The organism is Curtobacterium sp. SP.BCo (assembly GCF_051903265.1).
GTDB lineage: Bacteria > Actinomycetota > Actinomycetes > Actinomycetales > Microbacteriaceae > Curtobacterium.
In genome coordinates this window covers 687,942-700,730 of sequence record NZ_CP194337.1, presented here as the reverse complement: position 1 = coordinate 700,730, position 12,789 = coordinate 687,942, and the positions used below count along the sequence as shown (strand labels likewise).

14 protein-coding genes are annotated in these 12,789 nt (G+C 72.1%); 7 read left to right on the top strand and 7 right to left on the bottom strand.

The annotated features are described in order from the left end of the window. Positions 1-107: 107 nt before the first annotated feature. Both ACRQ4B_RS03365 and ACRQ4B_RS03360 read left to right on the top strand, forming a co-directional pair. Positions 108-908: a sugar phosphate isomerase/epimerase family protein gene (locus tag ACRQ4B_RS03365; protein WP_439693275.1), complete on the top strand. Its 801-nt coding sequence runs from the start codon at positions 108-110 to the stop codon at positions 906-908. Then, on the top strand, positions 905-2,008 hold the full coding sequence (locus tag ACRQ4B_RS03360; RefSeq protein ID WP_439693274.1) for a Gfo/Idh/MocA family protein: 1,104 nt from the start codon (positions 905-907) through the stop codon (positions 2,006-2,008). The genes ACRQ4B_RS03365 and ACRQ4B_RS03360 overlap by 4 nt, the downstream gene beginning before the upstream one ends. 126 nt (positions 2,009-2,134) lie before the next feature. On the opposite strand, the gene ACRQ4B_RS03355 is transcribed toward ACRQ4B_RS03360, so the two are convergent. The 3 genes from ACRQ4B_RS03355 to ACRQ4B_RS03345 form a co-directional block, all read right to left on the bottom strand. Further along, positions 2,135-2,746, bottom strand: a complete 612-nt coding sequence (locus tag ACRQ4B_RS03355; RefSeq protein ID WP_439693273.1) for a TetR/AcrR family transcriptional regulator — start codon at positions 2,744-2,746, stop codon at positions 2,135-2,137. A gap of 67 nt (positions 2,747-2,813) precedes the next feature. Beyond that, complete coding sequence (locus ACRQ4B_RS03350) at positions 2,814-3,371, bottom strand: MarR family winged helix-turn-helix transcriptional regulator (RefSeq protein WP_439693272.1); 558 nt, start codon at positions 3,369-3,371, stop codon at positions 2,814-2,816. Between the two features lie 51 nt (positions 3,372-3,422). Next, positions 3,423-3,605 carry a hypothetical protein gene (locus tag ACRQ4B_RS03345; RefSeq protein ID WP_439693271.1) on the bottom strand — a complete coding sequence of 61 codons (183 nt, stop codon included), beginning with the start codon at positions 3,603-3,605 and terminating at the stop codon, positions 3,423-3,425. Between the two features lie 200 nt (positions 3,606-3,805). On the opposite strand from ACRQ4B_RS03345, the gene mgrA reads away from it, so the two are divergent. From mgrA to ACRQ4B_RS03320, 5 genes are all read left to right on the top strand, one after another. Continuing rightward, positions 3,806-4,849, top strand: a complete 1,044-nt coding sequence (gene mgrA / locus ACRQ4B_RS03340; RefSeq protein ID WP_439693270.1) for an L-glyceraldehyde 3-phosphate reductase — start codon at positions 3,806-3,808, stop codon at positions 4,847-4,849. Between the two features lie 44 nt (positions 4,850-4,893). Then, entirely contained in the window at positions 4,894-5,580 is a 687-nt protein-coding gene (locus ACRQ4B_RS03335) for an SDR family NAD(P)-dependent oxidoreductase (RefSeq protein WP_439693269.1), read from the top strand. Between the two features lie 152 nt (positions 5,581-5,732). Then, on the top strand, positions 5,733-5,930 hold the full coding sequence (locus tag ACRQ4B_RS03330) for a hypothetical protein (RefSeq protein ID WP_439693268.1): 198 nt from the start codon (positions 5,733-5,735) through the stop codon (positions 5,928-5,930). Between the two features lie 234 nt (positions 5,931-6,164). Next, positions 6,165-7,376 carry a sensor histidine kinase gene (locus tag ACRQ4B_RS03325; RefSeq protein ID WP_439693267.1) on the top strand — a complete coding sequence of 404 codons (1,212 nt, stop codon included), beginning with the start codon at positions 6,165-6,167 and terminating at the stop codon, positions 7,374-7,376. Then, positions 7,373-8,044: a response regulator gene (locus ACRQ4B_RS03320; RefSeq protein ID WP_439693266.1), complete on the top strand. Its 672-nt coding sequence runs from the start codon at positions 7,373-7,375 to the stop codon at positions 8,042-8,044. The genes ACRQ4B_RS03325 and ACRQ4B_RS03320 overlap by 4 nt, the downstream gene beginning before the upstream one ends. Here the strand turns inward: ACRQ4B_RS03320 and ACRQ4B_RS03315 are convergent. The 4 genes from ACRQ4B_RS03315 to ACRQ4B_RS03300 all read right to left on the bottom strand — a co-directional run bounded on the left by ACRQ4B_RS03315 (position 8,041) and on the right by ACRQ4B_RS03300 (position 12,778). Further along, complete coding sequence (locus ACRQ4B_RS03315; protein ID WP_439693265.1) at positions 8,041-8,805, bottom strand: triose-phosphate isomerase family protein; 765 nt, start codon at positions 8,803-8,805, stop codon at positions 8,041-8,043. The two genes, ACRQ4B_RS03320 and ACRQ4B_RS03315, sit on opposite strands and share 4 nt — an antisense overlap. Next, the gene (locus tag ACRQ4B_RS03310) at positions 8,802-10,508 is read right to left on the bottom strand and encodes a dihydroxyacetone kinase family protein (RefSeq protein WP_439693264.1); all 1,707 of its coding nucleotides are present in this window, start codon (positions 10,506-10,508) and stop codon (positions 8,802-8,804) included. The genes ACRQ4B_RS03315 and ACRQ4B_RS03310 overlap by 4 nt, the downstream gene beginning before the upstream one ends. Continuing rightward, a complete protein-coding gene (locus ACRQ4B_RS03305) occupies positions 10,505-11,887 on the bottom strand; it encodes an MFS transporter (RefSeq protein ID WP_439693263.1) in 1,383 nt (460 codons plus the stop codon). The genes ACRQ4B_RS03310 and ACRQ4B_RS03305 overlap by 4 nt, the downstream gene beginning before the upstream one ends. Before the next feature lie 129 nt (positions 11,888-12,016). Further along, complete coding sequence (locus ACRQ4B_RS03300) at positions 12,017-12,778, bottom strand: SDR family NAD(P)-dependent oxidoreductase (RefSeq protein WP_439693262.1); 762 nt, start codon at positions 12,776-12,778, stop codon at positions 12,017-12,019. Between the last annotated feature and the right edge of the window lie 11 nt (positions 12,779-12,789).

The following is a 12,789-nucleotide window of genomic DNA, read 5'->3' as shown; positions in this document are numbered from 1 at the left end:
GTTTTTGGGGTAGCGTCGTCATCGATCTCGCCGTGGAGCATCGCTCCTCGACGGACGGCGACACCCGTTGTCGCGACATCCAGACAGGACCGAAGGAGCCTTGCGCCATGCCCACCACCTCTGTGCAGCTGTACTCGCTGCGCGACGCCATCGCCGAAGACCTCGACAAGGCCATCGCCCGGGTGCGCGAGATCGGCTACGAGAACGTCGAACCCTACGCGTTCGTCGAGCGCGCCGCCGACCTCGAGCGTGCCTTCGCCGCCACCGGCCTGACGGCCCCGTCCGGCCACGTCGCCGTGATCGACGCCGAGGACACCGCCCCGATCTGGGACGCCGCCGAGCGCCTCGGCATCACGACCGTCATCGACCCCTTCATCCCGACCGACCGTTGGCAGACCGCCGACGACGTCGCGAAGATCGCCGAGCGCGTCAACGTGCTCACCGCCGAGGCCGCGGCCCGCGGTCTGCAGTTCGGGTACCACAACCACCAGTGGGAGTTCACGAACAAGGTCGACGGTCGCACCGTCTACGACCTGTTCGTCGAGCAGCTCTCGCCGGAGACCGTGCTCGAGGTCGACACCTTCTGGGCGACCGTCGGCGGCGCCGACGCCCCCGCCGTGCTCCGGTCCCTCGGTGACCGCGTCGTCGCGATCCACGTCAAGGACGGCAAGGTCGACGGCGACATCCGCGACGCCCTGCCCTCGTCCGAGAGCGCCCTCATCGTCCCCGAGGCCCTGCAGCGCGCCTTCGAGAACCAGACGCCGGCCGGCCAGGGCGACGTCGACGTCCCCGCCATCCTCGCCGCCGCGCCGCAGGCCATCCGCGTCGTCGAGTTCGACGCGTACAAGGGCGACGTGTTCGACGGCATCACCGAGTCCCTCGCCTGGCTGAAGGACAACGACAAGTGACCCGTGTCGGGATCGGCGTCATCGGTGCCGGCAACATCTCCACGCAGTACCTGGAGAACCTGACGAAGTTCGCCGACGTCGAGGTGCGGTTCATCGCCGACGTCCTGCTCGACCGCGCAGCGGAGCAGGCGGCGGCGTACGGGGTCGCCGCGTCGGGCTCGGTCGAGGAACTCCTCGCCCGCGACGACATCTCCATCGTGATCAACCTGACGATCCCGGCCGCGCACGCCGAGGTCGACCAGCAGATCGTCGACGCCGGCAAGCACGTGTGGAGCGAGAAGCCGATCGCGACCGACCACGAGTCGGCCGCGGCGGTCCTGGCCTCCGCCGCGTCGAAGGGCCTCCGCGTCGCGACCGCTCCGGACACCGTGCTCGGCGCGGGCATCCAGACGGCCCTCCGGGCGATCGCCCGTGGTGACATCGGCGAGCCGCTGTCCGCGACGACGCTGTTCCACGTCCCCGGACCCGAGGCGTGGCACCCGAACCCGGACTTCCTGTTCGCCGAGGGAGCCGGTCCGCTGTTCGACATGGGGCCGTACTACGTCACGACGCTCGTGCACGCGTTCGGCACCGCCTCGCGCGTGCAGGCCGTGTCCTCGAAGTCGCTCGAGCGGCGCACGATCGCGTCCGGCCCCCGCGCCGGCGAGACGTTCCCGGTCGAGGTCCCGACGCACCACTCCGCCCTCATCGAGTTCGCCGGCGGGCAGTCCGCCCAGTCGACGTTCTCGTTCCAGCACGCCCTGCCGCGCATGGGCTTCGTGGAGATCAACGGCACGCTCGGCACCATCTCGCTGCCCGACCCGAACACGTTCGAGGGGTCGTCGCAGCTCTGGCGCTACGGGCAGGAGGAACCGGAGACGCTCGAGGCCGTCGGCTCCACGTGGGGTCGCGGCACCGGTGTCGTCGAGCTCGCCCGGGCCATCGCCGAGGACCGTCCCGAGCGCGCCTCGGGTGCGGTCGCGCTGCACGTCCTCGACGTGCTGCTCGGCATCCGGGACGCCGCGGCGTCGGGGTCGGCCGTCGACATCACGTCGACGGTGGAGCGGCCCGCGCCGCTGCCCGAGGACTTCGACCCCGCGGCCGCGGTGCTGACGGCGTAGGTCGTCGCGCCGCGATCGAGCGCTCGCTCGGCCGCTCGCGCGCTCGGCCGCTCGCTTCGTGAGCAGAGGACGTCGGGTACCGAATCGGTACCCGACGTCTTCTGCTCACCGAGTGCGTTCTCGCGCTCAGCCCGCGGGCGGCACGATCTGCTCGAGCAACCGCAGGACCTTCTCGCCGTCCACGGCCTCCGGGTCGAGGAGCCACTGCACCTGCAACCCGTCGGACGCCGCGATGCTCAGCGACGCGAGGTCGACCGGGTCCAGGTCCGCGCGGATCCGTCCGACCGCCTGGTCCGCCGCGATGAGCTCGGCCAGGTCGGCCCGGAGTCGCGTGAACCGCTCCCGCATGAACTCCCGGGTCGCGGGGTGCCCCTCCTGCACGGCATCGGCCGCGAGCGTCGTGTACAGCTGCACGAGCCCCGGCACCTCGCGGTTCCGCGAGGCGCTCTCCCGCATGTCCCCGATGGCGGACTTCATCCGGTCCGGAGCACCCTGCTCGCGCACCTCGTGCTCGCGGTAGACGGCCAGCAGCAGTTCGTCGCGGTTCGGGAAGTAGTGGCGCAGCGCGGCGTGGGTGATCCCCAGCGCCTCGGCGACCGAGCGCAACGACGATGCGTCGACGCCCTGGTCCGCGACCATGCGGATCATCTCGTCGAGGATCTGCGTCCGGCGCTCGGCACCCTTGCGGTACCCGCCGCGTCGCGGCGGGGCCGCGTCGTCGTCGGCGGGGTGCGTCATCCCACCAACTTACCGCTGGAAGGTTTTTTCCGGGAGGCGCGTGGGGACCGGGTTCGCCGGCCGCGGGTCAGGCGCGGTGCGGCTCGTCGACCCGGTCCGGGTCGACGGTGTACTCGTCGAGGGGCTGCGGGCCGCTGCCGACGAGCGCCTCGGTGACCTGCGCGAGGCACCGGGCGAGGACGTCGTTCTCCTCGGAGGACAGGTGGTCCATCACCCCGACCACCGCTTCGTGGAACCGGGCGTAGGCGGCGTCGATCTTCGCGGCCGCCTGGTCGGTCGGCTCGAGCACCTGAGCGCGACGGTCGGTCGGGTGCGGCGCACGGAGCAGATCGCCCTTGTCGACGAGCCCGTCGACGATCTTGGTCACCGAGGCGTTCGACACGTTGAGCATGACGGCGACGTCCTTCGGCCCCATCACCCGACCGTCGCGGTGCGCCTGCAGCATGTACCGGACCGCGAGGAACTCGTTCTTGGTGAGCCCGCTGTCGAAGCGCGCTTCCTCGAGCTGCTGCTCCTCGGCGTGCTGCAGCCGGAGGAGGGCGTCGACCGCGGACTTCGCCGCACGCGATCGAGGCTCGCGGGCGTAGAGGTGCATGTGCTCACGGCGGACGACGGTCAACGGCATGTGGTCGAGTGTGCTCTCTGCCTGGCGGATCGGGCTGTGGCGGACCGGGGGCTAGGCCGCGGCGACGCTGAAGAAGTCGGCGTAGGACGGTTCGGACCGGCGGGAGAGCAGCGACGGGTCCTGGATGCGCCGCTCGACGTAGGCGTCGATGACGGCGGGGTCGGTCAGCCCGACGCGCGTGTGGCTGCCGCCGAGCCGTGTCGTGTGCGGCATCCCGGTGTACGTGCTGTGCATTGCGATCCCGCCTTCCGTCGTCCGTGCTGTCCGTCGTGGACGAGCAGAAGTCTTTCACGAAGTGAACGATCAGTGCAACGAACTATTCGTCTTCTGTACAGTTCGCGCGCCTAACTACAACGGTGTCGTTCTCGAGCGGGGTGCCGGTGCAGCCGGGGCACGGCAGGATGGGTCCGCCACGACGACGAGGAGACCCGCCGATGACCTACACCGCAGCCGACGACCGCTACGACGCCATGCCCTACCGACGCACCGGCCACTCCGGGCTCGACCTGCCGCTCCTGTCCCTCGGGTACTGGCACAACTTCGGCGACGACAAGCCGTTCGAGACGCAACGGGCGATCAGCCGCCGTGCGTTCGACCTCGGCATCACGCACCACGACCTCGCGAACAACTACGGCCCGCCCTACGGCGCCGCCGAGGTGAACTTCGGCCGGCTCATGCGTGAGGACTTCCGCCCCTACCGCGACGAGATGGTCGTCTCGACGAAGGCCGGATGGGACATGTGGCCCGGGCCGTACGGGCAGGGCGGCGGATCACGGAAGTACGTCCTCGCCTCCCTCGACCAGTCGCTGCGGCGGACGGGCCTCGACTACGTCGACGTCTTCTACTCGCACCGGCTCGACGCCTCGACGCCGCTCGAGGAGACGATGGGCGCGCTGCACACGGCGGTCCAACAGGGCAAGGCGCTGTACGTCGGCATCTCGTCCTACGACGCCGAGCGCAGTCGGCAGGCGGCAGCGATCCTCCGCGACCTCGGGACGCCGCTCCTCATCCACCAGCCGTCGTACTCGATGCTGAACCGCTGGATCGAGACCGAGGGGCTCCTGGACGCCGCCGGGGAACTCGGCTTCGGGGTCATCGGGTTCACCGCCCTGGCGCAGGGCCTGCTCACCGGCCGGTACCTCGACGGTGTCCCCGAGGACTCCCGCGCGGCTGCGGGCAAGTCGCTCGACGCCGGATCGCTCACGCCCGAGGTCGTCGACCACCTCCGCGCGCTGAACGGGATCGCCGAGGACCGCGGGCAGACCCTCGCGCAGCTGGCACTGGCATGGGCGCTGCGCGACGAACGGGTGACCTCGCTCGTGGTCGGAGCGTCCCGCGTGGAGCAGCTCGAGCAGAACGTCGCCGCGCTCGGCAACCTGACCTTCACGGACGACGAGCTCGCCCGGATCGACGAGCACTCGGTCGGCGTGCTGGACGTCGACCTGTGGTCCGGCGCCCGCGCGGGCGAGGTCAGCTGACGGCGCGGGCGGACAGCGGCGCGGCCCCGGCATAGCGTGGCGTCGTGGACCTCGAACTCAAGAACCGTGTCGCGCTCGTCGTCGGAGGGAAGGGGTACATCGGCGCCGCCGTCGTCGACCGCCTCCGGGCGGAGGGGGCGACCGTCGTCGTCGCCTCGCGGAGCGCCGGCGACTCCCTCGACGGCGTCGCGATGGACACCGCGGACCAGGCCTCCGTCGACGCCGGCGTCGCCCGCGTGCTCGAGCAGCACGGCCGGATCGACGTCCTCGTCGTGACCGCCGCCCCGAGCGCCGGCACCCTCGACCCCGCGAAGAAGTCCGACCCGGAGCAGGTCCTGCACGCGATCGACGGCAAGGCACTCGGGTTCCTGCGGGTCGCGAACGCGGTCCTGCCCGGGCAGCGCGACGCCGGCCACGGACGCGTCGTGGTGATCAGCGGGCAGAACGCCTACCTGTCCGGCAACATCACCGCGTCGCTGCGGAACACCGCGGTCAGCGTGATCGCGAAGAACCTCGCCGACGAGTCCGCGGGGACCGGCGTGACCGTCAACGTCGTCAACCCGGGCACGGTGACGGACACCCCGTCGTCCGAGGTCCGGCCCGGTCGCCCCGGCGACTCGAGCCCGCAGCAGATCGCCGACCTCGTCGCGTTCCTCGCGTCCCCGCGCTCCGTCGTGTCCGGTGAGTCGATCTCGATCGCGCACCGCGTGCTCGGTCAGATCTCCGTCTGACGGAAGGACGGACGGGAGGCGCGGGGCGGGCCCGCCCCGCGCCTCCCGTCCGATCCCGGTCCCGTCGACCGCTGCCGGCTTCGGTCCCGCGGGTGACCTGCTTCGGTCCGGTGCCCGATGCGGTCGACACGAGCGCTCCCCAGGCTGGTCGCATGCACCAGTCACGCCGCCACGTCTTCGCCGCCCGCGCCGTCGACGTCGGTGCGATCGACGCCGCGGTGTGGATGCAGGAGCACGGCAGCGCGTTCGGCCTCTGCCAGACCTACGAGAACGAGTCCTGGCACCACGAACTGTCGACGACACCGGGCGGCACGTGCCCGGCGATGCGCCGGGACAGCTCCGCGGGGTGACGGCGGGCTTTCAGCCGGTGGGATGAAGCGCTTCCGCCTCCAGCCCGATGCCGTGCACCCCGTCGCTCCCGGAGGCTGGGAGCATGGAGACCTCGACCAAGCACACGATCGCCACGCTGCTGCTCTGCGCCGCGATCGTCGCCGTCACCGCGACCGCACTCATCGCGATGTCCCCGGTCCCGTGACCACCCGGACGCGCCGAACCCGCGCGGAGCCCCGTGCGATGATCGAGCCGTGACGGAACGGCGCACGTTCATCCGGCCGCTCGCCACGCGTTCGATCATCGTCGACGTGGCGTGGGCGGCCTTCGCGGCGTTCGTCTTCGTGCTGCCGGTCGACTTCGGCCTGGAGCACGCGAGCTTCCCGGCGGTCGTCGCCGCCGCCGCCGCGATCGCACTGCGACGCCTCTCGCCGTCCGGCGCGATGATCATGGTCGTCATCCTCGGCTTCGTGCAGGTGCAGGGGTACGAGCGACCCTCGCTCGTCGACGTCGCCCTGTTCGTCGTCATCGGCACGACCGCGGTGGTCGGCTCGAAGGCCGAGGCCGTCCTCGCCGGTGCCCTCGCACTCGTCGCGGGCGTCGGCGCGACGGTCTACCTCGCCTACACGGGGTACCGGTTCGCGATGCTCGTCACGGGGCCGGCCGACCGGGCGGTCCTGGCGCTCGCGGCCCCGGTGACCTCCCTGCTCGCGGTCTGGGCCGGCGGCCTGGCCGTCCGGGCGTTCCGGTCCCGCAACCAGGAGTCCGCGAAGCGCGCCGACGCCGAGGCCGCGGCCTCACGCGCAGCGGCTGCGGCGACCCAGGCGGAGGCCGTCGCCACCCGGGCCGTCGACGTCGCGGAGTCGGAGCGCATCCGTGCCGACATCGCCCGCGACGTGCACGACGTCGTCGGACACTCCCTCGCGGTGATCATCGCCCAGGCAGACTCGGTGCCCTTCCTCGACGACGAGGCCCGGATCCGTGAGGTCAGCGCCACCATCGCCAGCACCGCACGGAGTTCGCTGGTCGAGGTGCGGCAGGTCCTCGGGCACATCGACGGATCCGGCGCGACCACCGACCCGGGCTCCCTCGACGAGATCGTGCAGGGCATCCGGGAGGCCGGCGTCGACGTCGACCACACCGTCCGGGGCACACCGCGCACGCTCGGCCCGGACACCGGCACCGCCGCCCGCCGCGTCCTGCAGGAGATGCTCACGAACGCACTGCGGCACGGCGCACCCGGTCTGCCCGTCGTGGTCCGGGAGACCTGGCGGAGCGCCGACCTCGTGCTCGAGGTGGAGAACGTCCCCGGCGACGGCAGCACCGCCGGCTCCGGGCGTGGGGTCGAGGGCATGCAGTCCCGGCTCAGTGCACTCGGCGGGTCGTTCGACGCCGCCGTCCTGGACGACGTGTTCGCCGCACGCGCCCGCATCCCGTTCGACGTCCATGGGGGGACCAACCGATGACCGATCCGATCCGCATCCTGCTCACCGACGACCAGGCGCTCTTCCGCGCCGGGCTCCGCGTCGTCCTGGACGCCCAGGACGACATGGTCGTCGTCGGTGAGGCGTCCGACGGCACCGAGGCCCTCGCCGCGATCCCACAGCTGCGCCCCGACGTCGTGCTGCTCGACATGCGGATGGCGGGGATGGACGGCGTCGAGACCGTCCGGCAGCTGTTCTCCGGCGCGGTCGACGGGCCGCTGCCCCGCGTGATCGTGCTCACCACGTTCGGGTTGGACCCGGCGGCGGCGACCGCGATCCGGCTCGGGGCCAGCGGGTTCCTGCTGAAGGACACCACGCCGCCGTTCCTGTTCGCGGCGGTCCGTGCGGTGCACGAGGGCAGTTCGGTGATCGCGCCGAACGACCTGTCGCAGCTCTTCGGTGCCGACGTCGAGCGCGCGCCCGCCCCGCAGCCGCCGGAGTTCCAGGCGCTGACGGACCGGGAGCGCATCGTGTTCGGCTGGGCGTCACGCGGCCTGTCGAACGCGGAGATCGCGGCGAAGGAGTTCGTCACGGAGTCGACCGTGAAGACGCAGATCTCGAGCATCCTCGGGAAGCTCGCGCTGCGGGACCGGGTGCAGCTCGTCGTCTACGCGCACGACCACGGGCTGGCCGGCGCCCGCGAGGCCTAGCCGGCGCTCACGGCCGCCGCCTCGTCGAGCACCGCCTCGACCGCGGCGGGATCGTGCGCGAACCGCCCCAGGAAGAGCCCGCCGATCCTGCCGCCACCACGGGTGAGGAGGCCTGGTCCGGCGCTCCCGCCGTAGAGGACCACCGACCCGGCGAGCGCCGGCCGGGTCGCCAGGTGCTGCTCGATCCCGGCGAGCACCGTGACGACGTGCTCGTCGGGCGCCGGCGCCGGCGCCCCGATGGCCCAGACGGGCTCGTAGGCCACGATCAGCGGCCCGGCCAGCCCGTCCGCGACGGCCGTCGAGACGGCCCGGTCGAGCTGCGCCGTCACGTCGGCGATCGCTTCCGGACGGGAGGCGCGGATCGCCTCCCCGACGCACACCAGTGGTCGCAGGCGGTTCCGGAACGCTGCGTGCACCTTCCCCGCGACCTCGTCGTCCGTCTCGTGGAACAGGGCGCGTCGCTCGGCGTGGCCGATCTCCACGACGTCGACCCCGATCTCGCGGAGCTCGGCGCCGGACACCTCGCCGGTGAACGCGCCCGCGTCCGCCCACGCCAGGTCCTGCGCCCCGAGGAGCACGCCCGAGCCCGCCAGCACGTCCCGCACGGGCACGAGGGCGGGGAACGTCGGGGCGACGAACAGCTGCACCGCACCGGACCGGACGGCGGGGTGCCGCCGGGCGATCCCGGCGACGTCGGACGCCCACGAGAGCGTCCGGGCGTGCGAGAAGTACATCTTCAGCGACACCCCGACGGTGATCACGGGGCGACCGCCGCCACGATGAGCGCGAAGGACACCGCACCGGGGTCCGGCGTCCCGACCGCCTGTTCGGCGTGCGTGCGGGCCCGGCCCTTGCGCGGCACGAGGTCCGCCGTGCCGTCCGCCGCCGCTCGCGCCGCGGACACCGCGGCACGCCACGCCTCGTCCAGCGACGCGCCGCCGTCGACGCGCTCGCGCAGGGTCGTGTCGAAGGGGACGAGCGCGTCCACCATGGTCTTGTCGCCGGGCACCGCGCCGAACGCGAGCACCGCATCGGTGGCCGCGTGCACCGCGTCCGCGACCTGCGCCGACGACGGACGCGACTCGTCGCCGATGACGCGGCCCAGTGCCTCCAGGGCGGCTCCCCAGATCGCGCCGGAGGTGCCGCCGGCCTTGTCGGACCAGGCGTCGCCGGCGATCCGCAGTGCGGAACCGGCGCCGGCACCGCGGTCGACCGCGTCGGACACGGCGTCGGACGCCGCGTGCGCACCGCGCTGCATGCCGATGCCGTGGTCGCCGTCACCGGCCACGGCGTCGATGCGCCCGAGCTCGTCGGCGTGCTCGTCGAGCAGCGCGCGGACGGTGCCGACGGCGGTCGCCAGGCGCGCGGCGACGGCACGGGACTCGTCGCTCGCAGGACCGACCGCGTCCGGTGCCCCGTCCCCCGCGGCGACGGACGGGGCGACACGCTCCTGCGCCACGGCACCGCCCTTCCGGTACGCGGGGGTGTCCGCGGGCGCTGCCCAGAGGACCTCGAGTTCGTCGTCGAGCCAGAACAGCGTCAGCGAGACCCCGGCCATGTCGAAGCTCGTGACGAGCTCGCCCACCTCGGGCCCGACGATCTCGACGCCTGCGTCGGTGAGCAGCCGCTGCACCGAGCGGTAGACGACGAAGAGCTCCTCGTACTTGACGCTCCCGAGCCCGTTGAGGATCGGGACCACCTTCTGGTCGGCCGCGGTCACCCCGTCCGGGAGTTCGTCGAGCAGTCGCCCGACGAGCAGCGAGGCGAGGCCGTCGGCCGTCGGCACGTCCGTCTCGTCGATGCCCCGCTCGCCGTGGATGCCCATGCCGATCGCCATGCGCCCCTCGGGCACCTCGAACAGCGGTTCGTCCGCGCCCGGCAGCGAGCACCCCGAGAACGCGACGCCGAAGCTGCGCGTGCGGTCGTTCGCGCGCTCCGCGACCGCCGTGACCTCGTCGAGGCTGCGACCCTGCTCGGCGGCCGCACCCGCGACCTTGAAGACGCAGAGGTCACCGGCGATGCCGCGACGTTCCTCCGGACGGTCGGCGGGTGCGGAGACGACGTCGTCGGTCACCCGGACGGTGCGGACGGGGATCCCCTCGTCCTCGAGCGTGCGTGCGGCCGCGTCGAAGTTGAGCACGTCGCCGGCGTAGTTGCCGTAGCTGAGCAGGACGCCACCGCCGTGCTCGGCGGCCCGCGCGACGGCCGCCACCTGCTGCGCGCTCGGACTGGCGAACAGGTTGCCCATCGCGGCGCCGGCTGCCAGCCCGTGGCCGACGAGTCCGCCGAACGCCGGGTAGTGCCCCGATCCGCCGCCGATCACCACGGCGACCGTCCCGTCCGGACTCGTCGTCGCGCGGGCCACCCCGCCGTGCACCCGGCGCACCCACTGCCCGTTCGCGGCGACGAACCCGTCGGTGGCCTCGTCGGCGAAGTCCGCCGGGTCGTTGAACAGCCGGGTCATCGCTCGTCTCCCTGGGTGCGGACGTGGGTGGTGTCGAGGAGCTCGTCGGCCTTCGCGCCCCGGAAGTACTTCGTGCAGGAGATCATCACCGCGGCGACGAACGCCAGCACGCCGAGCGACACGATGCCGAACGCGCCGCTGTCCGTCGGGACGACCTCGTTGATCGCGGTGCGCATGATCGGGGCGACGAAGCCGCCGAGGTTACCGAGCGAGTTGATGAGGCCGATGCCCGCGGCCGCGGCGGCTCCGGTGAGGAACGCCGTCGGGTAGGCCCAGGTGATCGGTCCGACGGCGAGGAAGCTCGCCACGGCCAGGGTGATGAACAGGATGCCGAGTACCGGCTGCCCGTTCGCGCCCGCCCACGCCGACCCGAGGATCGACAGACCGGTGGTCACGTAGAACCAGGTGCCCCAGCGACGACGACGTCCGACCGTGTCCGCCCTCGAGCCGACCAGGTAGCAAGCGACGAGGCCGACGAGCCACGGGATCGCGGCGACGAGCCCGACCTGCCAGCCGACGTCCTGCCCGAGGAGCGACGACACCTGCTGCGGGAGGTAGAACGTCGTGCCGTACACGGCGACCTGCAGGCAGAAGTAGATGATCGTGAAGTACCAGACGCGGCCGCTCGCCATCGCCTTCCAGATGCCCGTCGGGCCGTCCGCGTTCCGGGCGTGGTCCTCGCGCGCCATCGCCGCGGTGAGCGACGCCTTCTGCCCGTCGTCGAGCCACTTCGCCTGCTGCGGGCTGTTCGTCAGGAAGAACAACGCGGCCACCCCGGCGAGCACCGCGAGGATGCCCTCACCGAAGAACATCACCTGCCAGCCGTGCCAGGGCGTGACCTGGTCGCCGACGCTGATGAGGCCCCCGGACAACGGGGCGCCGATCATCTGCGAGAACGGCTGCGCGAGGTAGAAGATGGCGAACATCCGCACGCGGACCTTGTTCGGGAACCACTCCGACAGGTACATGATCACGCCCGGGAACAGGCCGGCCTCGGTCACACCGAGCAGGAAGCGCAGGACGATGAACATCGTGTCGTTCGTCGTGAAGGAGAACAGCGCAGCGACGATGCCCCACGTGACGGCGATGCGGGCGAGCCAGAACCGTGCCCCGAAGCGCTTGAGCAACAGGTTCGACGGGATCTCGAAGATCGCGTAGCCGACGAAGAAGATGCCGGCGCCGAGCGCGAAGGCCGCGTCGGAGATGTTCCGGTCGACGCTCAGGGCCTCTTCGGCGAACCCGACGTTGGTGCGGTCGAGGAACGCGACGAAGTACAGGATGACGAGCATCGGCATCAGGTGCTTCGTCGCCTTGCCGATCGCCGACTTCAGGGCGGGGTCGTTGGTGGACCCCAGGGCGGGGGCAGGGGGAAGTGACACGGGGTTCGCTCCTTTGCGAGCACGGTGCGGTTCTGGGGTCGGCCGACGGGCGGTGCGACGGTCCGTCGGTCGGACTGGAGGCACGGATCGCGTTGAGCGGTCCGCGTGCGGTCCGTGGGGCGGTCGGCCCTAGTGCATGTAGAGGCCGCCGTCGACGTTCAGCGTCTGCCCGGTGACGAACCCGGCGTCCTCGCTGATCAGGTACGCGATCGCCGCGGCGATGTCGCGCGGGGTGCCGATCCGCGGGAGCACGCCGTCGGCCGCCATGGCGGTCTTGCGTTCCTCGGAGAGCGTGCCGCCCATGATGTCGGTGTCGATCGGTCCGGGTGCGATCGCGTTCACGGTGATGCCCCGGTGGCCGAGTTCGCGGGCCATGCCGCGGGTGAGTCCGATGACCCCGGCCTTCGCGACCGAGTACGGCGTCTTGCTGAAGGTGCCGCCGCCGCGCTGGGCGGAGACCGACGACAGGTTGACGATGCGGCCGTACCCGTGCTCGACCATGGACTGCGCTGCCCGCAGGCTCGCGAAGTGCACGCCGTCGAGGTTGATGCTCAGGACGCGGTGCCACTCCCCTTCGGGCAGGTCGAGGTACTCGTGGGCGGACGAGACGCCCGCGAGGTTCACGAGTGCCGCGATCGGCGGCAGCGCGGCCTCGATCGTGTCGAACGCGGCGCGGACGGCGGCCTCGTCGGCGACGTTCGCCCCGGCGCCGACGGCCTGGACGCCGTGCTGCTCGCGGAGCTCGGCTGCGACCTGCTCGCTCGCGGCCTGGTCGAGGTCGATGATGCCGACGTTCCAGCCCTGCTCGGCGAGGTGGTGGGCGGTGGCACGGCCGATGCCGCGCGGTGACGCCGCGCCGGTGAGGACGACGGTCTGCTGTTCGGTGCTCATGTTCGGTCCCC